We start from the raw sequence: 23,015 nt of genomic DNA on the forward strand, positions 1-23,015 counted from the left end.
GTCGCAAATCAGCGATGATGCGTTGACAACTGTGCGTGGATTTGGCCAGAGTCCGCCAGCATCTGTTACGGGGAGAAAACTGATGTCGCTGCGCGCTTTCGTCCGGGCTTCCGTTGTTGTTCTGGCAACCGTTTCCACCTTTCTTCCGGCCGCGGCGGCGGAGCCATCGCGGAAAATCGTGACAACCAAAAATGGCGATTACTTTGGTTTCGATCTGCGGACCGAGCAGAACGTTTCCCTTGAACAATGCGGCGAGATCTGCGTCGGTGACGCCTCCTGCAAGGCTTTCACCTACAATCCCAAGGTGAAATGGTGCTTCCTGAAGTCGGATTTCAATCAGCTGAACGCCTTCCCCGGCGCCGTTGCAGGCAAGATTGTCGAAACCGTTGCCGAACCGGATATCGGAGCGCCGCAGCGGCTGTCTTTTGTGTCCGACAGTCTGCAGCAGGAAGCACGCAAGCTGAAATCCGGGCTTGAAGCGAGTGATGGGCAGGGGCTTGAAATCCTGCTTGCAACCGCGAGACAGCAGGTGGCGTCCGGTAGCATTCCAGATGCGGTCGAAACCTACAAGGCGGCTCTCGCCATCTCGCCCGATGACGGCGCGCTGTGGGCGGAATTGTCGGGTGCCGCCGCGCAAGCCACGGACAATTACGCTATAACCGGACAGGCCGCTTCAGCGGCAATCAACGCCTATCAGTTAAGCCGCACGGTCAGCGCCCGCACTGAGGCTCTCAATCGGCTGGCGCAAGCCTTCGACAAGACCCAGAATTATCGCGCTGCGCTGAATGCCTACAAGGCGAGCCTTGCGCTTGTCGATGCGCCCGAAACGAAGGCTGCCTATGCGGAGCTGCGCAGCCGTCAGGGTTTTCGCGTTATCGGCAATACTGTGGATACCGACAGTGCGAGCCCGCGTGCCTGCGTCCAGTTTTCCGAGCCGCTCGTCAAGAACGGCATCGACTATTCGTCTTTCGTCACGCTGGATGGCGCGGCCCCCAAGGCAATCGAGGCCAAGGGAAGCGAAATCTGCGTGGAAGGTCTGACGCACGGCCAGCGCTACAAGATCGCATTTCGTGCAGGTCTTCCGTCTTCCGTCGAGGAGCCGCTCGAAAAACAGGTCGATCTGGACATCTATGTGCGTGACCGTGCTGCAAGCGTGCGTTTCACCGGCGAAAATTTCGTGCTGCCGGGTACGGCGCGTCGCGGCATTCCCATCGTCTCAGTCAACGCCGACAAGGCAGACCTGAAGCTTTATCGAATCGGTGATCGCAACATCACAGCACTGCTCGCGAATTCACAGTTCCTGACACAGATGGACGGCTACAACGCCGGTCGCATCGAAAACGAGATCGGTGAACTTGTCTGGCAGGGCTCGATCGACATACAGTCTGATCTAAACAAGGAAGTCATCACAAGTTTCCCCGTGGACGAGGCGCTTCCCGAACGCAAGGCCGGGATTTATGTGCTGACCGCGGTGCCTCCCGGCACGCAACCGGAAGACTGGGATTCGCGCGCCACGCAATGGTTTCTCGTTTCCGATACCGGCATCACGACCTATGCCGGTACGGATGGCCTGAACGTATTCGTGCGTTCGCTCGGCACCGCAAAACCTCTGGCGGATGTCGACCTGCAATTGCTGGCCAAGAATAATGAAGTGCTCGGCACGGCGAAAACCGATGCCGAGGGCAGGGCGACGTTTTCTGCTGGTTTGATGCGCGGTTCGGCGGCGCAGGCGCCGGCGATCCTGACAGCGCGCAACGGCGACGAGGATTACGTCTTCCTCGACATGACACGCGCTGGTTTCGACCTCTCAGATAGAGGTGTGACCGGACGCGCTGCTCCCGGCGCGATTGATGTCTTCTCGTGGACGGAGCGGGGCATCTACCGTGCCGGGGAAACTGTACATTCCGCAGCCCTGGCGCGGGACGTCGACGGCAAGGCAATCGAGGATCTGCCGCTCACCTTCATCTTTTCGCGTCCTGATGGCGTGGAGGACCGGCGTTTTGTCAGCGACGGAAAGACGCTCGGCGGTTATGCTGTCGATCTGCCGTTACAGGAGAACGCCATGCGCGGCACCTGGACGCTGCGCATCCATACCGACCCGAAGACCGCTGCTATCAGCGAAAAGAGTTTCCTTGTCGATGATTTCGTACCAGACCGCACGGAGTTCGATCTTTCCAGCAAGGCCAAGGAAATCGCACCCGCCGAAGATGCCGTTATCGATGTGGACGGCCGTTATCTTTACGGTGCGCCCGCCGCCGGTCTGACACTGGATGGCGAGGTCGGCATCAAGCCGACGCGTAGCAACGCGGCGTTCGAAGGCTATTTCTTCGGGCTTGCTGATGAGGAAACCGAAGAGGAAAACCGCGTTTCGCTCTCCGATCTGCCGGTGCTGGATGAAGAGGGCAAGGCGAGCTTCAACGTCAATCTGACCGACCTGCCATCGACCACGCAGATGTTGTCCGCCAACATCACCGTGCGTATGCGGGAGGCCGGTGGTCGTGCGGTTGAGCGTTCGCAGACGCTGCCGATCAAGGCGGAAGGCCCGATGATCGGCATCAAGCCGCAGTTCTCCGGCGATCTAGCCCAGAATTCCATCGGCCGTTTCCATGTGATCGGTGTTTCCGCTGATGGAGCGAAACAGGCGATGAACGGACTGAACTGGAAGCTCATCAAGGTCGAGAGGAACTATCAGTGGTATCGGCAGGGCAATTCCTGGCGCTATGAGCCCGTGGAGTTCACCAGACAGATGGAAGCCGGAACGGTTTCCATCGATGCCAATGGCGGTGAAATCTCGGTGCCGGTGACCTGGGGGCGCTACAGGCTGGAAGTGGAAGGTGCTGGCAATGCCGCACCTGTTTCCAGCGTGGAATTCGATGCCGGTTTCTACGTCGAGGCCAGCTCTACAGAAACGCCGGACGCACTGGAAATCGCGCTCGACAAGGAACACTACAAGATCGGCGATACGGCAAAACTCCGCGTCTCACCCCGTTTCGCGGGCGAGGTGATGGTGACGGCCGGTTCCGAAAAACTCATAGCCGTGCAGAACGTGTCGATTGGTGAAAATGGCGGCGAGATCGAACTACCCGTAACCGAGGAATGGGGCGCGGGCGCTTACGTGACGGCGACCTTGTTCCGTCCGGGCGATGCGCAGGAAAGCCGCATGCCGATGCGCGCCATCGGCATCAAGTGGCTTGGCGTCGATCCCGCGGAGCGCAAGTTGAACGTGTCTCTGGGGGCGGCCAAACAGACGCTGCCGCGGCAGCCGCTTGAGATTCCGGTTACGGTTTCAGGCGCGGGCGTCGGGGAAAAGGCATACATCACCGTCGCCGCTGTCGATGTCGGCATATTGAACCTCACTCGCTACGAACCGCCGAAGCCGGATGACTGGTATTTCGGTCAGCGCCGTCTGGGGCTGGAAATCCGCGATCTATATGGGCGCCTGATCGACGGTTCGCTGGGAACCACCGGGCGCTTGCGCACCGGTGGCGATGCCGGGCAGGTTGCGTTGCAGGGCAGCCCGCCCACAGAAAAGCTGGTGGCATTCTTCGCCGGTCCGGTCGAAGTTGATGCGGATGGCAAGGCGTCGGTCAGCTTCGATATTCCGCAGTTCAATGGCACGGCCCGCATCATGGCCGTGGCATGGACGAAGCAAGGTGTGGGGCATGCGACGTCCGATGTCGTCATTCGCGATCCTGTGGTTGTCACGGCCAGCGCGCCTAAGTTTCTGGCTCCCGGCGACCAGTCGCAGCTGAGGCTCGATATCGCCAATACCGATGGCGAGGCGGGCGATTACCGGCTGGATATCAACAGCAACACGGCGCTCACCGTCGATCAAGGGGAGGTTTCGCAGGTTCTGGCACTCGATAAAGGTGGAAGGACGTCGCTCACCGTCCCGCTGACGGGCGAATTGCCGGGTAACGGCGCCATCACCATAAAGGTGTCGAACAGCAGTGGCGTCTCGCTGGAGCAGGCGCTGAATATTCCCGTGCGGCCTGCGGTGCTGCCGGTTACCACGCGGCGTGAAATCAGGATTGCTCCCAACAGCAGCCTGACGATCAACGGTGATCTCCTGGCAGACAGCATGCTGCTTGGCGCATCCGTTGCGGTCAATGTCACGCGCTCGCCAGCCTTCGATATTCCGGCGCTGGTGATGATGCTGGACAAATATCCCTATGGCTGCGCCGAACAGACGACCAGCCGTGCGCTTCCACTGCTTTATCTTTCCGAACTCAGCAAAGAGAGTGGCATTGCCGAAGACCCCGATACGCGCAATCGCGTGCAGGAGGCGATCTACCGGGTGCTGTCCTTCCAGTCCAGTTCCGGCAGTTTCGGCCTGTGGTCGCCAGGTTATGGCGATCTGTGGCTGGACGCTTACGTGAGCGACTTTCTGACGCGTGCCCGGGAGCAGGGTTACGATGTGCCGGAGCAGGCCATGGTCCAGGCATTGAGCAACCTGCAGAACGGCCTCTCCTATGACAGCAACGTCAAGGATCGCGGCAACGAGATCGCCTACTCGCTTTACGTGCTGGCGCGCAACCGCAAGGCGGCGATCAACGATCTGCGCTATTATGCCGATACGGCGCTCGCGGATTTCCCGACGCCGCTTGCCAAGGCGCAGATTGCGGCGGCGCTTTCGCTTTACGGCGATGCGGCCCGATCCAAGAGCATTTTCGGCGCGTCGCTCGACATGGCAAGCCGCGCCACCAATGTCAGCTTCGCGCGGGCGGATTATGGCTCTCCTCTACGCGATGGCGCAGCTTCGCTGGCGCTTGCCGCCGAAAGCCGCCCCGTTCCAGCCGTTGTGCCGCAGCTTGCCGGTGCCGTGTCGAAGGAGTGGGAAAAGAAGCCCTATACCAGCACGCAGGAGCAGGCATGGATGCTGCTTGCCGCCCGCGCCGTGAAGGGTGAGGACAAGGAAATCCGCATTGACGTGAACGGCGAGTTGCAGACCGGCGGTTACGGCAAGCGGATGACCGGCGACGAGTTGCTCGGCACGCCGCTGAAAATCGCCAATGCGTCCGCCGATCCGGTGACGGCCGTCGTGACCACGGTTGCGCCGCCTGCCCAGCCTCTGGCGGCCGGCGGAGATGGTTTTGCCATCACCCGCACTTATTATTCGATGGATGGCGAGGAGGTAAACCCGAGCGACGTGGCGCAGAACGAACGTTATGTCGTGGTGCTGAACGTCGTTCCGCAGAACGACTGGCAGGCTCGCCTGCTGGTCACGGATCTTCTGCCCTCGGGTTTCGAGATCGACAATCCCAGCCTCGTCAATTCGGCGGCGCTTGCCAATTTCGACTGGCTGCCGGAAACTGAGGCTGCGCATACGGAATTCCGTTACGACCGTTTCGTGGCGGCCTTTGATCGCACGGCGGGTGATAGCTCCGAGATTACGCTGGCCTATGTGGTGCGGGCAGTCACCCCCGGTGTCTACGATCACCCGGCGGCAACGGTTGAGGACATGTACCGCCCGCAATTCGCCGCCCGTACGGCAACGGGCCGCATGGAGGTGCGTTCGGCAACACCATGAGGCGGACAAAGGCGATTATCGGCGGCATCGCAACTGTCGCGTTGCTTTTGGGCGGCGCGGCTGTCGGCCTCGATGCGCTGGACCAAGCCTATCCGCCGCCGCTTGAGGCGGCTGGACAACGCTCTTTCGAGGTTCTGGATCGTGAAGGCAGGCTGTTGCGCGCCTTCGCAACACCGGAAGGCCGCTGGCGGCTGAGGACGACGGCCTCCGAGGTCGATCCGCAGTTCATCCGCATGCTGGTCGCTTATGAAGACCGCCGTTTTTACGATCACCACGGCGTCGATCCATGGGCGCTGCTGCGTGCGGCGGCGCAGCTTGTCACCAATGGCCGGATCGTTTCCGGCGCATCGACGCTTTCGATGCAGGTGGCGCGGCTGATCGAACCGCGTGCCGACCGGTCCTTCTCGGCAAAGTTTCTGCAGCTTGCGCGGGCGCTCCAGATCGAAAGGCGTCTGACCAAGGCGGAAATTCTCGATCTTTATCTGAACATCGCACCTTACGGCGGCAATCTCGAAGGTATTCGTGCCGCAAGCCTTGCCTGGTTCGGCAAGGAGCCGAAGCGGCTGGATACGGCGGAGGCGGCCCTTCTGGTCGCGCTGCCGCAATTGCCGGAAAAACGCAGGCCGGACCGTTTTCCAGCAGCGGCGAAACAGGCGCGGGAACGGGTTTTGCTGCGCCTTGCGGTTGCCCGCGTGGTGGGTGACGGAGAGGCGGAGCGTGCTGCCCTTTCCCCTGTGCCTTCTGCACGACAGGAACTCCCGACATACGCGCCGCATATGGCCGCAGTTGCGCGGGTGAAGTTCGCCAGCAGCGGCGAGGTGCGCTCCACGCTGCAATTGCCGGTGCAAAGGGAACTGGAAAACATTGCACGTCATGCGGCGGAAAAACTCGGCAGCAACGTCTCCGTTGCCATCGTGATGGCGGATAGCTTGACCGGCGAGATTGTCGGAGAGGTCGGAGCGTCCGATTATCTCGATACGGCGCGGCGCGGATTTGTGGAAATGAGCCGTGCCGTCCGTTCTCCCGGCTCGACGTTGAAACCCTTCATTTATGGTCTTGCCTTCGAAAACGGGCTGGTCGCGCAGGAAACCATCATCGAGGATCGTCCGGCGGATTTTTCCGGTTATCGCCCACGCAATTTCGACATGCATTATCAAGGCGATGTCAGCATCCGGCAGGCGTTGCAGCTTTCGCTCAATGTTCCCGCTGTAAAGCTGCTGGAGGCCGTCAGCCCGTCTGCACTGATGGTGCGGCTGCGCCGTGCGGATGTGAAGCTGGTTCTGCCGCCCAATGAAGCGCCGGGGCTGGCCATCGCGCTTGGCGGTGCTGGCATTTCGCTAGTTGATCTCACCCAGCTTTACGCCGCTCTCGCCAATCGCGGCAATCCGGTACGGCTGGGCGATGGGGTACGCGTTGGACCGGAAGTCATGGAAAGCGATCCGCTGTTTTCAAATGCAGCCCTCTGGAATGTGTCCGATATTCTCTCGGGCGTGTTGCCGCCGCTTGGCATGAAGCAGCGCAGCATCGCTTACAAGACAGGCACAAGCTACGGTTACCGCGATGCGTGGTCGGTGGGCTACGATGGCCGGCATGTCATCGGCGTATGGGTAGGGCGAGCGGACAATGGCGCGGTTCCCGGCATTGCCGGTTATGCAACAGCTGCGCCGATCCTGTTCGATGCATTCGAAAAATCCGGTGTGGCGATCACACCGATGCCCGCTGCCCCTTCCGGCGTTGCGCGCATTGCGCAGAGCGATCTTCCCGCCAGCCAGCGTCGTTTCGCCATGATGGCAAGTGGCCTCCTGTCTGCCTCCCGACGCGAGACGGCTCCGCGCATCGTCTATCCGCCGGAAGGCGCACGCGTGGAGCTATCCAGCCAGTCGGGTATTTCACCGCTCGTGCTCAAATTGCAGGGCGGGCGTGCCCCGTTCCGCTGGCTTGCGAATGGCAGGCCGCTACCGGAAGCCTCGCATCGCCGCAGCAGCGAATGGCACCCGGAAGGTCAGGGGTTCTCAACGCTGACGGTGATCGACGCGGACGGCCGCGCCTCGAGCGTGCAGGTCTTTGTCGAGTGAATGGTCCATGCGGCATGTATGGAGCGCAGCTCAGAAGCATTTCAGCCGGTGAGCCGTGGCGAGGTGATGACGCGTTGGAATAGCGCCGACATCGCCTCGCTGATGCCTTCGGTGGGGCTGACCTCGAAAAACAGGCCCGGCGATGCACATTCCTGCATGCGGGTGCTGATTTCGCCCTGAAACGGCTTGATCCACGTATTGTACCAGCTGTTTGTCGGCAACGGCAGATAGGTGGTGTAAAGCACTGCGATGCGGAAGCCTTTTTGCTTCAACGTCGTGCAGAGCTTCACGTCAATCGGCTCCTGACAGCGACCGCCGGTCGTCTTTTTCGTGCAGGTTGATGGCTTGTAGCTGTCACCGACGCCATCTGAAACAAAGAAGATCACCTTGTCCGGATTTGCTGAGCTCGCCCCGTTGCCGGACTTGCCGATCTTGTCGGAAATCTGGGTCAGGGCGCGGTCGAAATCAGTTTGCTGGTCGTTATTGTATCCCTGCTCGGGGATCGACATGAGATCGATTTCGGCGGCTCTCTTTTTCGCCGAGTTGAGGTCAGATGTCAGGGACACGACCTCGAGCAGTTTGGTGTCTTCGGCTTTCTGGCCAAAGGTGTAAACCGCCATGCGGTACTGGTTGCTGGTTTTCCGCGTCGAGGTCGCGGTGTCCATCAAGGAGGCAGTTGCTTTCGCCACAACGTTGATGCGCGTCGTGACACCAAGCGCTTTTGCCTTGTTGTAGTAGCTGTTCTTTTCCTCGACACCGTTCTTGACGATGTGGCACGCGAAGGCGCACTTGTCGCTGGTATTGGCGACGAGTTTCGCAACATCGGCCGGCGTCGCGCCGACACCCATGGACGGCGTGTTGTCGAGCAGCAGATAGAAATCGCTGAATGTCTCGGTTTCGTATCTGGCGGAGGCTTTTCCGCCCACCGTCAGAATATCCTTGCCGAGAACTTTCGAGAGTGTCGTGTTGACCGTCGCGGTGAAGCTAAGCGTCGATTCCACGACATTACCTTTCTTCACGACGGAGATGTCGACTGACTTCAGCTGGTACGTTGGAGATTGGGCGATATTGGCCTCAAAGAAGGTGCGGGCTTCCGCCTCCCCAATGCTGATCGTGCCATCCCCTCCCATCTTCTTGGCGGCCTGAACGCTCGCGGAAAGATCGGCCACTGCCGCCAGCACCGCTGAATCGGCTGCCTGCTGGATTTCCGACCTCACCGACATTCCGTCAGCAATATCGAGAGCCACGCCTGCCGCACCAAAAACCGGCACGATCAGGATGGCAGAAAGAATTCCGAAATTACCGGATCTATCGCGCCAGATGCTCCGCACATTTTCCCCCAAATCTTTACCCGGGCTGGAAAATAGGGGTAAAAATTTGATTTTTTGTTTTTTTGCATAATTAAATTTGGATGAAAAAGCGTTCGCCAGGTGGGGCAAGCCACGCGCCGACGTCATGGATGTTCGGGCGTTGGAGGCCGGTCACCGGGAAATATCTCGTGAATGTCAGGAGGCGAGCCGTCTGCCCGCCGGTTTTCTCGCAGCCACGAGGGCGTCTACGATTTTAACTGCCAGTGCCTCGGCCTGCGCACGTTGCTCCGTCAACGAGCTGGATTCCCAGGCAACGCCACGCAGCGGATGACCGATGGCGAAAAGATCGCCGTGGGCAACGTCATCCCGGCCGATCACGACGCCGTCTGGCGTGGCATTGATGCCGAAACCGGTGTCGTGGCGGAGGACAAGGCCGTTTTCGAGAAGGTTTTTCACGAGAGGCGAGGTTATCCGGCCCCAGTTGTGTTCCTGATGCCCGCGGGCATCGACAATGCCGTCGACCAGAACCATCTCCGAGTGCTTTTGACAGCGGGGTCGCAAAACCACCTCTATCTGCTCACCTGCCGGTACCGCGGACAGCAGGCGGGCTGCGCGGGCCGTAAACCGCCCGGCGTTTCTGGCCGCTTCCACCGCGGTATAGGATGGAGGTGCCGCACGATGGGCCGTGACATCCCACAAAGAGCGCAGGTGTCGCACGAAACGCAGCCGCTCGGCCGTGGTTGCCTGTAACCACATGGGCAGGATGAACGGTCGCAGACTGAGGGGGATGACCTGCCAGTCGCGCCCTTCGGCAAGAAGCGCGCGGCGTGCCTTGATGACAAGGGCAAGAAGCTCGCGCGCCGTCGCCGGCAAAGCATCCGCATCGATGATATCGATCGGCTCGCCTGCGACCCGCACGGGTTCGATGAGATGCCCACGGCGCGAGATGACGTGATAACGCCCACGACAACCGCGTGCTTCAAGGCTGGCAATTGTATCGACCATACTGAGGCTCGCGCCTACGATCAGAATATCCTTCGCCTTGCTCAGGCGGTCGAGTTTTTCCGATTCCCAGGGCGTTGTCAGCCGCCCGTCGCCCGACAGTGCGCTTAGTGCGGGATCGGCAGCAAGCGGAAAGACGCCAGTTGCCAGAACGGCAAAATCGGCGCTTAAAACTCGCCCATCTGCCAATTGAGCTTTCAGGCCGCCGGAGGGAAGGCGATCAAGCCGGACGACCTCCGAGTGGCAGTGCTCGACACCGGCTGTCGGCGCGGATTGCCGGATTGACTGCTGCAGTTCCTGCTCAACGTAACACCCGAACAGGTGGCGGGGGATGAAGCGCTTTTCGGCGTTTTCGTCAGTCAAGGGTACACCGTGATCTGCAGATTGTTTCGCTACCCATCGCGCCAGATGCGCAAGATCATGCGGATGGATTGAGAAATTCCCAGCCGGGCCGTTCATCAGTTGCGCCGTTTCTACGGTGCTATAGGCCTGCCCTCGGCCAACGGATGGTCGTGGTTCGGCGATCACGATACGAAGGGGGCTTTTCCATTGCTCAAGCAGCCGGATTGTCAGAGCCGCACCGGCATAGCCGCCACCGATGATCAGGATCACTGGTGGCAGGCCGTGCTCGACGTCTTCGGCCGTTGTGCCTTGCTGCGTGATGGAATGTCGTGTTGTCGCCGTCATGCGGGTTCGCGCAGCAACGGCAGAAGCTGATCGCCCTGACGCGAAATTTCCCGAAGATAGGGCGTGTCAGAAAGCACGAAATGGGTGATACCCAGATCGCGGTAGCGCTTCAGCGACCGCGCCACATCTGTGGGCGAACCGACAAGCCATGTCGTCCCCGCGCCGCCGCCGCCGAATTTTCCCGGCGCGGTGTAGAGATTTTCGTCCAGTACATCGCCCTTGTTCTGCAAGTCATAGAGACGCTGCTGGCCGACGGCCTGCGGGCGGCGATCGTCCACCCAGTCATTTTTGCCGACCCTTGCCATTTCCGCGACCTTTGCTTCAGCTTCGGCCCAGGCCTGTTCGGTGGTGTCGCGCACGAAGGTTGTGATGCGCAGCCCGAATTCGAGTGGGGGCAGGTCACGATCCTGCGTCTTGCTGAGTTGCTTCAGACGGTCGATGCGCGCCGCGATCCCTTCAAGAGGCTCGCCCCAGAAAAGCTGAACGTCCGCCTCGCTTGCCGAAACGCGTTCGGCTGCCGCCGAGGCGCCACCGAAATACAGCTTCGGCGTTGCGCGTTCCGGTGTCGACCCGATGCGCGGCGTCACCGTGGAGTTTTCGACCCAATAGTGCTTGCCCTTGAACGTGACGTTGTCTTCCGTCCAGAGCCGCCGCACAAGCCGCATGAACTCCTGCGTCCTGTCATAACGTTCCGCCTGTTCGCCTTCCTGATCGCCATAGGCGGAAATGCTGTCCTGCCCTGACACGATGTTGATCCGCACACGGCCACGGGTGAGGTGATCGAGCGTGGCTATGGAGGAGGCTAGATTTGCCGGCCGCCAGTATCCGGGACGAACGGCGATGAGCGGCTCGAAGGTCGTCGTTCTGGCTGCAAGTGCCGTCGCCACCGTAAATGTGTCCGGACGGCCCCAGCCAGCGCCGAGCAGGGCGCCTTTCCAGCCATGGTCCTCGAGCGCCTTGGCATGACTTGTCAGGGTGTCGAGGCTGTTGTGGTCGTTTGTGACTGGTTCGCCACGATGACCGGCAACGACTTGGTTGGGGATGTACCAGAGGAATTCGGACTGTTGTGTCATCTGTTGTCTATCTGCTGAATGAAGGGAAAGGGCGGGCAAAACCAGCCCGTTCAAATGACGTGGGCAGCCTGCAGCGCCGTCAGCACATCGCTCTTGAGTTCCGCCAGCCGTGCGGCACGCCGGTCGCGTGGGCGGGTAACGTCCACGGAAAGATCGTGCTGAATTCCGCCGTCGCTGGCGCCCATCATGTAGATGCGGTCTCCGAGATAGAGCGCCTCATCGATATCATGCGTCACCAGCAGAAATGAAATGCCACGTTGTTCCACCAGCTTGAGCACCAGATCCTGCAGTTTCATCCGGGTGAAGGCATCAACGGCGCTGAAGGGTTCATCCAGCAGGAGAATACGGGGCTCGGTGTAAAGAGCGCGGGCAATGGCGACACGCTGCGCCATGCCTCCCGAAAGTGCCTTCGGCAGGGTTCCGGCGTGACCATTCAATCCGACATCTGCGATCAGCCGCTCAACACGGGGGCGGTCATAGCGAGATCCGTCCGCATAACCGATATTCTGGGCCACGGTGAGCCAGGGCATCAGGCGCGGCTCCTGAAAGACGAAGGCGACGGGCGGCGTCGATCTGCTCCCGATCTGGTCCGCCTTCACCGAAACGCTACCGGAAAACCGTTTGTCAAGACCGGCCGCAATGCGCAGTAAGGTGCTTTTGCCGCATCCGCTGGGGCCGAGCAGCACGGCAGCCTCGCCGTTGTTCAGGCTCAACCGGATATCGTGCAGGACGACGGTTTCGCCGAAGGCTTTTTCGCGGACATCAATATCGAGAAGGCTCATGCCGGTCGTCCTCCAATCGAGGTCGAATAGCTATCGCGCCATGAAAGGCACCGGTCCTCAATCAGCTTGAACAGGCTGTCCGAAATCTTGCCGAGCACAGCCAGACAGATGATTGCTATGAGAACGAGATCGGGCCGCGAAAGCTCACGCCCGTCCGACAGCATATAACCGATGCCCTCTGAGGCAGCGAGCAGTTCGGCTGCGACGACGCTCAGCCATGCCAGCGACAGGCCGTAACGCAGGCCGGTGAACAGATGCGGCAGCGATGCCGGAATAAGGATACGCCAGACCAGAACCGGCAAGGGCTGACGATACATTTCGCCGACCTCGACCAGCTTTCTGTCGACATTGCGAATGCCGGAGAACAGGCTGAGATAAACCGGGAAGAAGGCGCTTTTGGCGATCAGCACGATCTTGGACGTTTCACCGATGCCGAACCAGATCATGAGAAGCGGCACCCAGGCCAGACTGGGGACGGCGCGCAGCGCCTGGAAACTCGGTTCAAGATACCGTTCCGCCGAGTACCACAGCCCCACGATCGAGCCGATGGCGATGGCGAGAAGCGAGCCGAAGGTAAAGCCGATCAGAACACGCAGGGCGCTGGCGCCGATGTTGGTCCAGAGCGGACCTTCCGCAAGATAGAGGAAGGTCGTGTAGAGATCGGATGGAGGCGGAAGCACATAGGGACTCACCCACCCCATGCGCACGAACAATTCGAGCAGAACGAGCGCGCCAACCGGCACGATCGCTCCACGCAGGTCGAGGGACAGCAGCTTGCCGCCTAATCGGGACATTGGCCCCGCCGATTGCGTCTTCGCCGGTTCGCTTCGAGCTTCGCCCCTGAATTCCTGGGTTGAAAAGGTCATGCCCCAAGAACTTTCCGGGCCGGTGCTGGATCGAGAAGCTGTCCAAGCACGTCTTCGACATTGGTGCCGGGTCGCAGCACTTCAGAACCGAGCAGTGGCGTAGCCGTCCTGATCGAAGCGAGCAGTTCGTCGCCGGGAACCGGATCGGTCCAGTCGCGGCGGGCGATGCTGCGTTTCGTCACTTCCGGGTCGCCGCCGGCCTGCTGGGTGACGAAGGCAACAAATTCCTCATTGTTTTCGCGAATCCATTTCTGTGTCTCAGCCCACACGCCAAGGACGCGTTCGACTGCCTTCGGATATTTGCCGAGAAATTCTTCCGATGTGCTGAAGACGCTGCCTTCACGCCAACTGCGGTCGTTGAAGATCGCCCGGTCCCCGGCGATTTCCGCCTGCGCCGTCTGTGGGTCGATTCCCACCCATGCGTCGACCTGACCCTGCCGCAGTGCGGCAAAACCTTCGGGATGCTGAAGGTTGACGACCTTGAGATCGTTGATGGTCAGATTGGATTTGGCGAGGGCGCGAACGAGCGTGAAATAGGGGGCCGTTCCCTTGGTGACGGCAATTGTCTTACCCTTCAGGTCAGCGACCGATTGCAGCGGAGAATCGTTTTTCACCTGAATGATCGACGAACCACCCCAGCTTGCCACATAGATGACCTTGAGCGGGACGCCATTGGCACGCGAAAGGAAGGCGGAAAGTGCTGCCGAACCTGTGAAGTCGGTCGAGCCGACCTTGAGGAATTCCAGGGAGTTGTTGCTGCCGCGCGACTGCACCCAGGTGATCTTGGTGCCGACGTCCTTGAACGCCTCCTCCAGCCAGCCCTTGTTCTTGATGAGAAGCGTGTGAGAAGAATAGAATCCCCAATCCAGCCGTAGCTCTGCAGGGAATTCCGACGAGGTCTGTGCCGAAGCGAAGTCGATCCCGAGCGGCGATGCGAGGGCAGCGCCAGCGCCGAGCTTGAGGGCGCTGCGGCGGGAGAGTTTGAAAACCATGGTGCCTATCCAATCTATTAAATCTATAGACTAATAGGTATCGTGCATGTCTGGCAAAGGTCGCGGTAACGCATTCCATAAATGCATTGTTTCGAGGAAAATCCGTCCCGTCTGGCCCGGTACGGTGTCATGCCGGTTCCCGCAGATGAAGTGGGATGCAGAGGCGGGGCATGCGTCGTAATCGCACCGGCTTGGTGCGATCAGTATAGTGGGGTTTGTCACGGCAGCGCGTCGTCAGCCAGCAGCCAGTCGACGCGACTGCTCTCCCGGTCAGATCGACTTGAGCGAAATCCGTTTCTCCAGCGCGACCGCTTCTTCCTTCCGCTCGCTGTAGCGATCGGTGAGGTAGGACGAGGCGTCACGCGTGAGGATGGTGAATTTGACCAGTTCCTCGCAGACATCGACGACCCGGTCGTAATAGGGCGATGGTTTCATTCGGCCATTTTCACCGAATTCCTGATAGGCTTTTGCGACCGACGACTGGTTGGGAATGGTGATCATCCGCATCCATCGTCCGAGGATGCGCATCTGGTTCACGGCGTTGAACGACTGGCTGCCGCCGGACACTTCCATCACGGCGAGCGTTTTGCCCTGTGTCGGACGTATGGAGCCGACCGACAACGGAATCCAGTCGATCTGCGATTTCATGATGCCGGTCATCGCCCCATGCCGCTCGGGGCTGATCCAGACCTGTCCTTCTGACCACTGCGTAAGCTCGCGCAGTTCCTGAACCTTGGGATGGCTGACCGGTGCTTCGTCCGGAAGCGGCAAGCCCTTCGGATCGAATATCCGCACTTCGCAATCCAGTCGTTCGAGGAGGCGGCGAACTTCGAAAGCGAGAAAGCGGCTATACGAAACCTCACGAAGCGATCCATACAGAATCAGGATACGTGGCTTGTGGGTCGAGAATGCAGGCCGCAGCGATCCTGCCTCAATGGGCTGAAGATGTTCGTCCTGCAAAGCGGGAAATGTATCAGACAATACGCTTTCCTTCCGCGTCGAGTACCTGTTCGCCGTCTTCCTTGGTGAACGGCCCTTTGAAGGCGTCCGCGGGCAGGATATCGAGAACGGCCTCGGAAGGACGCGACAGCCGGGTTCCCATCGGGGTGATGACGAATGGACGATTGATCAGGATCGGAGCCTCAAGCATCGCATCCAGCAATTGGTCATCGCTGAGGTCCGGATTGTCGAGGCCGAGTTCGGCGTAAGGCGTCCCCTTTTCGCGGATAGCTTGACGCACTGTAAGGCCTGCATCGGCAATCATCCGAACCAGTTGCTCACGGCTCGGAGGATGCTTCAGATATTCGATGACGATGGGCTCTATCCCAGCATGCTGGATGAGCTCGAGCGTGTTCCGCGATGTGCCGCAGGCCGGGTTGTGATAGATGGTAACGTCCATAGTCAGATCCTTTCGGTGATGGTCTTGCGAGCGACAGCGGGCGATGCTTCGTACCAACCCTTCGAGCGGTTCACGATCCAGACGACGGACAGCATCACCGGAACCTCGATCAGAACTCCGACGACAGTGGCCAGTGCCGCGCCAGACTGAAATCCGAACAGGCTTATGGCGGCGGCGACCGCCAATTCGAAGAAGTTGCTGGCGCCGATGAGTGCGGAGGGTCCGGCGACGCAATGGCGCTCTCCCGACATCCGGTTCAGAAGATAGGCAAGCCCGGAATTCAGATAGACCTGTATGAGGATCGGAACCGCGAGAAGAGCGATGATGGTCGGCTGAGCGATGATCTGTTCGCCCTGAAAAGCAAAGAGCAGCACCAACGTCGCCAGCAGGGCCGCCAGCGACATCGGCTGGAGTTTGGCAAGCAGGCCGTCGAGTACGCTGTTCGTTCCATCTGCCGTCAGGCGGCTCCGTATGATCTGCGCGATGATCACGGGCACCACGATGTAAAGCGCCACCGACAGGGCAAGCGTCGCCCACGGCACCGTGATCGCGGAAAGACCAAGCAGCAGGCCGACGATCGGTGCGAAGGCAACGACCATGATCGCGTCGTTCAGGGCAACCTGCGAGAGGGTGAACAGCGGTTCGCCTCGTGTCAGGTTGCTCCAGACGAAGACCATGGCGGTGCAGGGCGCTGCCGCAAGAATGATGAGCCCTGCGATGTAGGAATCGATCTGGTCTGCCGGAAGATAGGGTCGAAACAGCCAGCCTATGAAGAGCCAGCCCAGCAGCGCCATGGAGAACGGCTTCACGGCCCAGTTGATGAAAAGGGTGACACCAATACCGCGCCAGTACGACCCGACCTGCCCCAACGACCGAAAGTCGATCTTGAGCAGCATCGGGATGATCATCAGCCAGATCAGTATGGCGACAGGGATGTTCACCCTGGCGATCTCGGCAGCTCCGACAACTTGGAAGAAGCCGGGCATCAGATGACCGAGCACAACGCCTACGACGATGCAGAGAAAGACCCAGACGGTCAGGTATCGCTCGAATGTTGACATGTTACTCAGCCTTCGCAGATTTGACCGAAGCGCCCTCGAGCGAACCGATCTGGCGAACGTGCTGTTCAAGGGCCAGGCGGTCGATTGAGGCTATCGGCAGGTTTATGAAGGCGGTGATCCGGTTCTTCAAGAAACGTGCAGCTTGGGCGAAGGCACGCTGGATCTCGATTTCCGTGCCAATCACCGCGGCCGGGTCCTCGACACCCCAGTGGGCAGTCATCGGATGGCCGATCCATACCGGACAGGCCTCGCCCGCTGCGCTGTCGCAAACGGTGAAGATGAAATCCATCTCCGGGGCGCCTGGCTCAGCAAATATATCCCAGCTCTTCGACGTGAAACCCGTGGACGGATAGCCGAGCGCATCCAGTTCCTTAAGCGCGTGCGGATTGACCTCACCCTTCGGCTGGCTACCGGCGGAATAGGCTTTGAACCGGCCGCCGCCCTCCTTGTTGAGGATGGCTTCGGCGAGAATGGAACGAGCGGAATTGCCCGTGCAGAGGAACAGGACGTTATAAATCTTGTCAGTCATGGTCTTGGTCCGTCGTTAGGTTGGAGGCCTGTCGAGCATCATGATGGTCGCCGACGAGGGGAAGATGGTGGACCGCTGAGGTTGCGAGCTCCGCGGCCGGCACTTCGGCGCGAGGCACCTCTGAAAACCCGATGCACGAAAAAAACGGCGCGGCGCTCGTCGTGGCGAGGAAGATATTGCCGCCAATTCCTCGTCGCGTTGTCACAACGATCGCCTGTCCTAGGCGATAGGCCATGGCCGCGATGCGCCAGAAGCACGCGACAACAGACCGCAGCAGGTAATCGTCGCCGCCCCGAACCGCTTCAAAGAAGGTACGGCGCGCATCTTCGATGTCATCGTGGGCAGGTCCGCGGCGCGTATTATGGAAACAGGGATTGCTGCCTGGTACTTCGTTTAAGGTGATCGCGCTCAACATGGCTTCGCCTCCGGGGCGCAGCAGGGTGTCAGTTCAGCGATGAGTGGCGCGCAAAGCTCCGTAGAGCCGCCGCAGCAGTCCTTGAGCAGGAACAGCGTCAGGTCACGCAAACCGTTGAGATCTGCCCGATATATGATCGATCGGCTCTGGCGTTCGCTCCTCACCAATCCTGCGCGGGACAGCGTGGCGAGATGCGCTGACATGGTGTTCTGCGGCACGTCGATCAGTCGCGCGAGTTCTCCCGCCGGAACGCCGTCCGGTTCATGTTTTACGAGGAGCCGGAATGTCTCGAGCCGGGTAGTCTGGGCCAGGGCCGCAAGGGCCGCGATTGCATAGTTGCTTTCCATATATCCAGAATAATGGATATATTTGCGAGGTCAAGTCATATATCGCCACATCTGCGGTTAAGTGATCTGCGGGGGGGGGGGCTTTGTTGTGGCATTCGCCTCGAGGGTCCATGTTCCAGAACGGTTCAGGGAATGTGGCGATTGTGCCGGAGCAATACGTGCGGTTAAGCACGGTCGCAGTTTTGCAGGGCCATTCCCGTATTGGAACAGGACATCTCATTTTCGCCCTAAATCAGAAAAGCCGGCCTGTTACCTTTTCATCAGGGGGAGAGTTGCGGAGGACCACCACGAACAGGAGGCATGGCGATGGCCCAGACAGTTTTGAATGCGCTTGGCGAGACACTCTACTACAGCGGAAGCTCCACAGGTTTCTTCTCTGCCACCAATTCCGGCCCTCAGCTTTACGGCAGGACAGGAAACGATTCCATGTGGGGTGACAGTTCCGTGGACGTCACGATGATCGGCGGTACGGGCGATGACATCTACTACCTCTATTCGGGAATCAATCGGGCGGTCGAAAATGCCGGGGAGGGTATCGACACCATTGACACATGGATGAGTTACGCGCTGCCTGACAATTTCGAGAACCTGCGCGTAACCGGAAACGGCCGTTACGCCTTTGGCAACGACCTCGACAACATCATCACCGGCGGTTCGGGCTCGCAGACCATCGACGGAGGCGCAGGCAACGACGTGCTGATCGGTGGAGGTGGCGCAGACACGTTCATCGTCACGAAAGGCAACGGCACCGATCTCGTCACGGATTTCGGTGCCGATGACACCATCCGCCTCAACGACTACGGCGTCACGTCATTCGATCAGCTGATAAGCAATGCCACGCAGCAGGGAAGCGATCTGTGGCTCAATCTTGGAAACGGCGAAAGTGTCGTTCTGGCCAACACGACCGCTGACGAATTGCAGGCTGACCAGTTCGAACTCAGTCTGGACCGCTCGGTACTCACGGCAACCTTTTCGGATGACTTCAATTTTCTGTCGCTGCGTGACGGCGAAAGCGGTGTCTGGGACGCCAAATACTGGTGGGCGCCGGAAAAGGGCAGCACGCTTACCAATAATGGTGAAAAGCAGTGGTACATCAACCCGTCCTATGAGCCGACATCCTCCGTCAATCCATTTTCGGTCGAAAACGGTGTTCTGACGATTACCGCTGCCGCCACTCCCTCATCGATCGAGAGCGAGGTGAATGGTTACGACTACACGTCCGGCATGCTGAACACCTATTCGTCATTCAGCCAGACCTACGGATACTTTGAAATCCGTGCGGACATGCCCGAAGACTATGGCGCCTGGCCAGCTTTCTGGCTGCTTCCGGCCGATGGCTCATGGCCGCCGGAGCTTGATGTGGTAGAAATGCGCGGGCAGAATCCCAACACAGTCATCATGTCGGCCCACTCCAACGAAACCGGCTCGCAGTCGTCGATCATCAACAATGTCAGCGTTGCGAGCACGGAAGGGTTCCACACCTACGGCGTCCTGTGGGAAGAAGATCATATCACCTGGTACATTGACGATGTGGCGGTGGCGCAGATCGACACGCCATCGGATATGCACGATCCGATGTACATGCTCGTCAACCTTGCTGTTGGCGGCATGGCCGGCACACCGTCAGCCGAGGACTTCAGCGATGGCTCGCAGATGAAGATCGATTACATCAAGGCTTATTCGATCGATGACTGGTACGTCTGAGATCAGGCAACGTGTCCATGCTGCGATTTTTTTCGCCGCATGGCTTTCAGTTTTCCCGAAATGCGTGGCCGATCTGATCGGACATCGGCTTGGCCAGATAGGCAAGCACGCTGCGCTCTCCCGTCTGCACAAATCCCTCGACCGGCATGCCCTGAACCGCCTGTCTTTCACCCAGTCGTTTCCACTCGTCGACTTCGATTGTTGCCCTGGCGCGGTAATATTTTTCTCCCGTCTGCCTGTCTTCCAGAAGATCGGCAGAAACATTGGAAATGCGGGCGTCGAGTTCGGGCGTGTCGCGGTGATTGAAGGCTGACAGGTTGAGAATGACAGGCTGACCGGCGGAAATCTGGTCGATATCGCGTGGCGCAATCCGAAGCTCGGCCGTCAGATGGTCTTCGCTCGGAACGATCCGCAGCATCGTTTCACCCGCACTCACAACGGCTCCAGCGGAATGGATTGCCAGCTGGTCGACCACACCCGCCTGTGGCGCGCGGATATCGATACGTTTGAGGTCGTCTTCGGCGGCGATCAGCCGTTCGGAAAACTGGCCAATATCCCCTTGTGTCTGCCGAAGCTGTTCGGACACCTCGCTGCCATGGTCGTCTTCGATCTGGATGATCTGCAGCTCCGTTTCCGTGATGCGTCCCTTCACCTGCGCAACGGAAGCGATGAAGTTGCCGAGTTCGCCCGACAATCGCGCGCTTTCCCGTTGCAGGGAGTAGACGCGGGCGGCGGAAACGATGCCCTGATCCAGGAGGTTGCGAAGGCTGGCAAGTTCCTTTTCCACCAAATCGATTTCCAGCCGCTTGCCTTTTTCCTGCGCGGCGAGCCCTTCGGCTTCCTGCCGTAATTGCCGGATGCGTTCGCGAAGTTGCGACTTCCGGCCTTCTCTGGAGGAAAGCCGATCTTTGAACAGGCGCTCTTCGCCGACCAGCAGGCGGAAGCTTTCCGGATCGGAGGTTTTCAGCTTCTCGCTGACAGGCAACATCGTCGCCGCATCACGTTCGGCCTGCAACCGGGTGGCGATGGCGGAGAGTTCCTTCAGCCGCTTGCGGATGATGGCGAGGTTGGCGCGCGCCTGTGTCCCGTCGAAACGCAACAGAACCTGTCCGGCTTCGACCTTCTCACCATCGCGCACGAGGATTTCCTGCACGATACCGCCCTTGAGATGCTGCACCGGCTTTACCTGGGTATCGACGACCAGCGTACCGGACGCGATGATCGCACCGGATATGTTGATCGTTGCGGCAAGTCCGCCTGCCACGCCGACGAGGACGAACATCGTGGCGAACACGATGCGCGAGAGGCTGCGGATGCTTCTATCCATATCGAGTTCGACCATGCCGCTCATGATGCCAGGTCCCTGCCGTAGGTGACGCGGAACGCTGGCGGCGCCGGTATCGGCGCTTTCGCTGACTGGGCCAGCACGGTTTCCTTCGGGCCGAAGGACTGAACCCTGCCGTGGGCAAGCGTGAGAATATGGTCGGCAACGGAGAGCACGTTTGGCCGATGAGCAATGACAACGGCAATACCGCCGCGTTCGCGCACCGTTCCGAGCGCCCGTACCAGCGCTGCCTCGCCTTCCGCATCGAGGTTGGAATTGGGTTCGTCGAGAATCACGAGGAAAGGATCACCGTAGAGGGCTCGCGCCAGCGCGACACGCTGCCGCTGCCCGGCAGACAACATGACGCCGCCTTCTCCGATTCGTGTTTCAAAGCCATTCGGCTGTCCGGCGATCATCTCGCGAATGCCGGCGGCATCGGCCGCCGCGATGATGGCCTCCGATGGTGCGTCGGCGTCAAAGCGGGAAATGTTGTCCGCTATCGATCCGTCCAGCAACTGCACATCCTGCGGCAGATAACCGATATGCCGACCGCGGTCGGCGGGCTCCCATTGCGCCAACGATGCATTGTCGAGTTTTATTGCGTCGCCGACCGATGGCCAGAGCCCGATCAAGGCCCGCGCCAGTGATGTCTTGCCCGAAGCACTAGGGCCAATCACACCGAGGATGGCACCGGCGCTCAGTTTGAAAGACACGTTTCGAAGCAACAATTCGCGTCTGCCCTTAGCGGCAAGCGACAGGTTCTCTACTGTCAGCGTGGCGGTCGGCGCAGGCAGTTTCACCGTGCGGTCTGTTGTCTGCATTCCGGCGAGAAGCGAGGAAAGGCGCGACCAGCTTTGCCGGGCGGCGGCAAAGCTGCGCCACTGTCCTATCGAAAGCTCGACCGGCGCCAGTGCGCGGCTGACGAGGATGGAACTTGCGATGATGATGCCGCCCGTTGCCTCTTCGCGGATAACGAGAAACGCGCCGACAGCAAGCACACCCGATTGCAGCATCATCCGGGCAATACGCGACGAGGTGGTCAACAGAGAGACGATATTGCCGGTCTTGATCTGGCTCGCGAAATAGCTGTTGCTCGTGCTGGCCCACAGCTTTGCCAGCCGCGAGGAAAATCCCATCGCCATGACGGCCTCCCGTTTTTGCCGGACATCGGCAGCAAAAGCCTGTCGCTGCGCCGAAAATTGTGCGGCTGCCTTCGCCGGGCGCTGGGAGAGGATTTCCGCAAGCACCGCGAAGATCACGAGGATGGCCGCGCCGCACAGCGCAGCTAACCCGATCCACGCATGAAACAGGAAACAGACGGCGATGTAGACCGGTATCCACGGAAGGTCGAACAAAGCTGCCGGTCCGGGACCGGAAAGAAAGTTTCTGACCTGATCTAGATCGCGGACCGGCTGAAGCCCATCAGCGGCGCACGATCCAGTAAGCGGCGTCGAAACCAGCGCCTCAAGGACGCCCTGGTTGAGCCGTTGATCGATCGATATACCTATCCGGCCGACCAGAAGGGATCGCAACAGCTCAAGCACGCCCTGAAACATGAAGAGAGCTGCGGCAATGATCGCCAGACCGATAAGACTGGGAACGCTGCGACCCGGCAGAATCCGGTCATACACCTGAAGCATGAAGATCGGGCCGGTGAATGCCAGGACATTGATGATGGCGCTTGTCGTGCCCATGCAGAACAGCGCTCTTCTGAGCGGTTGAAGAACGGTGCTTCTGAATGTCTCTGATGTCAGCGGAGATTGCACGTCGCCTTTGTCCTTCGGGCTATAGTCTCATGGGAGCCCGATCAGACGCCGTGAGGAGAGTTGGCCGGGTACCCTATTGTCGAGGAAGGTGACGGCTTTCCGAAGCGCAAATGTTCCGCATGTGTACCGGTGGTAAAGCTGCGCCTAAAGCCA

At 59.8% G+C, this 23,015-nt stretch carries 17 protein-coding genes; 3 read left to right on the plus strand and 14 right to left on the minus strand.

Features of this window, described 5'->3' with window-relative positions:
• Window positions 1–82 precede the first annotated feature (82 nt).
• A complete protein-coding gene (locus N7578_RS06665) occupies window positions 83–5,530 on the plus strand; it encodes an alpha-2-macroglobulin family protein (protein WP_311109493.1) in 5,448 nt (1,815 codons plus the stop codon).
• Entirely contained in the window at window positions 5,527–7,605 is a 2,079-nt protein-coding gene (gene pbpC / locus N7578_RS06670; protein ID WP_311109494.1) for a penicillin-binding protein 1C, read from the plus strand. The genes N7578_RS06665 and pbpC overlap by 4 nt, the downstream gene beginning before the upstream one ends.
• A 41-nt stretch (window positions 7,606–7,646) precedes the next feature.
• Here pbpC and N7578_RS06675 read toward each other — a convergent pair whose 3' ends face one another.
• The 12 genes from N7578_RS06675 to N7578_RS06730 all read right to left on the minus strand — a co-directional run bounded on the left by N7578_RS06675 (window position 7,647) and on the right by N7578_RS06730 (window position 18,068).
• Window positions 7,647–8,936 carry a TadE/TadG family type IV pilus assembly protein gene (locus tag N7578_RS06675; protein ID WP_311109495.1) on the minus strand — a complete coding sequence of 430 codons (1,290 nt, stop codon included), beginning with the start codon at window positions 8,934–8,936 and terminating at the stop codon, window positions 7,647–7,649.
• Window positions 8,937–9,110: 174 nt separating this feature from the next.
• Complete coding sequence (locus N7578_RS06680) at window positions 9,111–10,604, minus strand: FAD/NAD(P)-binding protein (RefSeq protein WP_311109496.1); 1,494 nt, start codon at window positions 10,602–10,604, stop codon at window positions 9,111–9,113.
• Entirely contained in the window at window positions 10,601–11,677 is a 1,077-nt protein-coding gene (locus N7578_RS06685; protein WP_311109497.1) for an LLM class flavin-dependent oxidoreductase, read from the minus strand. Before N7578_RS06685 ends, N7578_RS06680 begins: the two co-directional genes overlap by 4 nt.
• Before the next feature lie 50 nt (window positions 11,678–11,727).
• Entirely contained in the window at window positions 11,728–12,459 is a 732-nt protein-coding gene (locus tag N7578_RS06690; protein WP_311109498.1) for an ABC transporter ATP-binding protein, read from the minus strand.
• On the minus strand, window positions 12,456–13,253 hold the full coding sequence (locus tag N7578_RS06695) for an ABC transporter permease (RefSeq protein WP_311109499.1): 798 nt from the start codon (window positions 13,251–13,253) through the stop codon (window positions 12,456–12,458). Before N7578_RS06695 ends, N7578_RS06690 begins: the two co-directional genes overlap by 4 nt.
• Window positions 13,254–13,321: 68 nt before the next feature.
• A complete protein-coding gene (locus N7578_RS06700; RefSeq protein ID WP_311109500.1) occupies window positions 13,322–14,317 on the minus strand; it encodes an aliphatic sulfonate ABC transporter substrate-binding protein in 996 nt (331 codons plus the stop codon).
• Between the two features lie 270 nt (window positions 14,318–14,587).
• A complete protein-coding gene (gene arsH / locus N7578_RS06705; RefSeq protein ID WP_311109501.1) occupies window positions 14,588–15,298 on the minus strand; it encodes an arsenical resistance protein ArsH in 711 nt (236 codons plus the stop codon).
• On the minus strand, window positions 15,291–15,716 hold the full coding sequence (gene arsC, locus N7578_RS06710; RefSeq protein WP_311109502.1) for an arsenate reductase (glutaredoxin): 426 nt from the start codon (window positions 15,714–15,716) through the stop codon (window positions 15,291–15,293). The genes arsH and arsC overlap by 8 nt, the downstream gene beginning before the upstream one ends.
• 2 nt (window positions 15,717–15,718) lie before the next feature.
• The gene (arsB, locus tag N7578_RS06715; RefSeq protein ID WP_311109503.1) at window positions 15,719–16,777 is read right to left on the minus strand and encodes an ACR3 family arsenite efflux transporter; all 1,059 of its coding nucleotides are present in this window, start codon (window positions 16,775–16,777) and stop codon (window positions 15,719–15,721) included.
• 1 nt (window position 16,778) lies between these two features.
• Window positions 16,779–17,306 (minus strand): arsenate reductase ArsC, encoded by a 528-nt coding sequence (locus N7578_RS06720; protein ID WP_311109504.1) that lies wholly within the window; start codon window positions 17,304–17,306, stop codon window positions 16,779–16,781.
• On the minus strand, window positions 17,299–17,721 hold the full coding sequence (locus N7578_RS06725) for a GNAT family N-acetyltransferase (protein WP_311109505.1): 423 nt from the start codon (window positions 17,719–17,721) through the stop codon (window positions 17,299–17,301). The genes N7578_RS06720 and N7578_RS06725 overlap by 8 nt, the downstream gene beginning before the upstream one ends.
• On the minus strand, window positions 17,715–18,068 hold the full coding sequence (locus N7578_RS06730) for a helix-turn-helix transcriptional regulator (protein ID WP_311109506.1): 354 nt from the start codon (window positions 18,066–18,068) through the stop codon (window positions 17,715–17,717). The genes N7578_RS06725 and N7578_RS06730 overlap by 7 nt, the downstream gene beginning before the upstream one ends.
• Window positions 18,069–18,374: 306 nt before the next feature.
• Between N7578_RS06730 and N7578_RS06735 the strand changes: the two genes are divergently transcribed.
• On the plus strand, window positions 18,375–19,772 hold the full coding sequence (locus N7578_RS06735; RefSeq protein ID WP_311109507.1) for a family 16 glycosylhydrolase: 1,398 nt from the start codon (window positions 18,375–18,377) through the stop codon (window positions 19,770–19,772).
• Window positions 19,773–19,818: 46 nt separating this feature from the next.
• On the opposite strand, the gene N7578_RS06740 is transcribed toward N7578_RS06735, so the two are convergent.
• Window positions 19,819–21,123, minus strand: coding sequence for an HlyD family type I secretion periplasmic adaptor subunit (locus tag N7578_RS06740; RefSeq protein ID WP_311109508.1), 1,305 nt, complete (start codon window positions 21,121–21,123; stop codon window positions 19,819–19,821).
• Window positions 21,120–22,862 carry a type I secretion system permease/ATPase gene (locus tag N7578_RS06745; protein ID WP_311109509.1) on the minus strand — a complete coding sequence of 581 codons (1,743 nt, stop codon included), beginning with the start codon at window positions 22,860–22,862 and terminating at the stop codon, window positions 21,120–21,122. Before N7578_RS06745 ends, N7578_RS06740 begins: the two co-directional genes overlap by 4 nt.
• Window positions 22,863–23,015: the final 153 nt, after the last annotated feature.

Source organism: Agrobacterium tumefaciens (genome assembly GCF_031801495.1).
Taxonomy (GTDB): Bacteria; Pseudomonadota; Alphaproteobacteria; order Rhizobiales; family Rhizobiaceae; genus Agrobacterium; species Agrobacterium tumefaciens_K.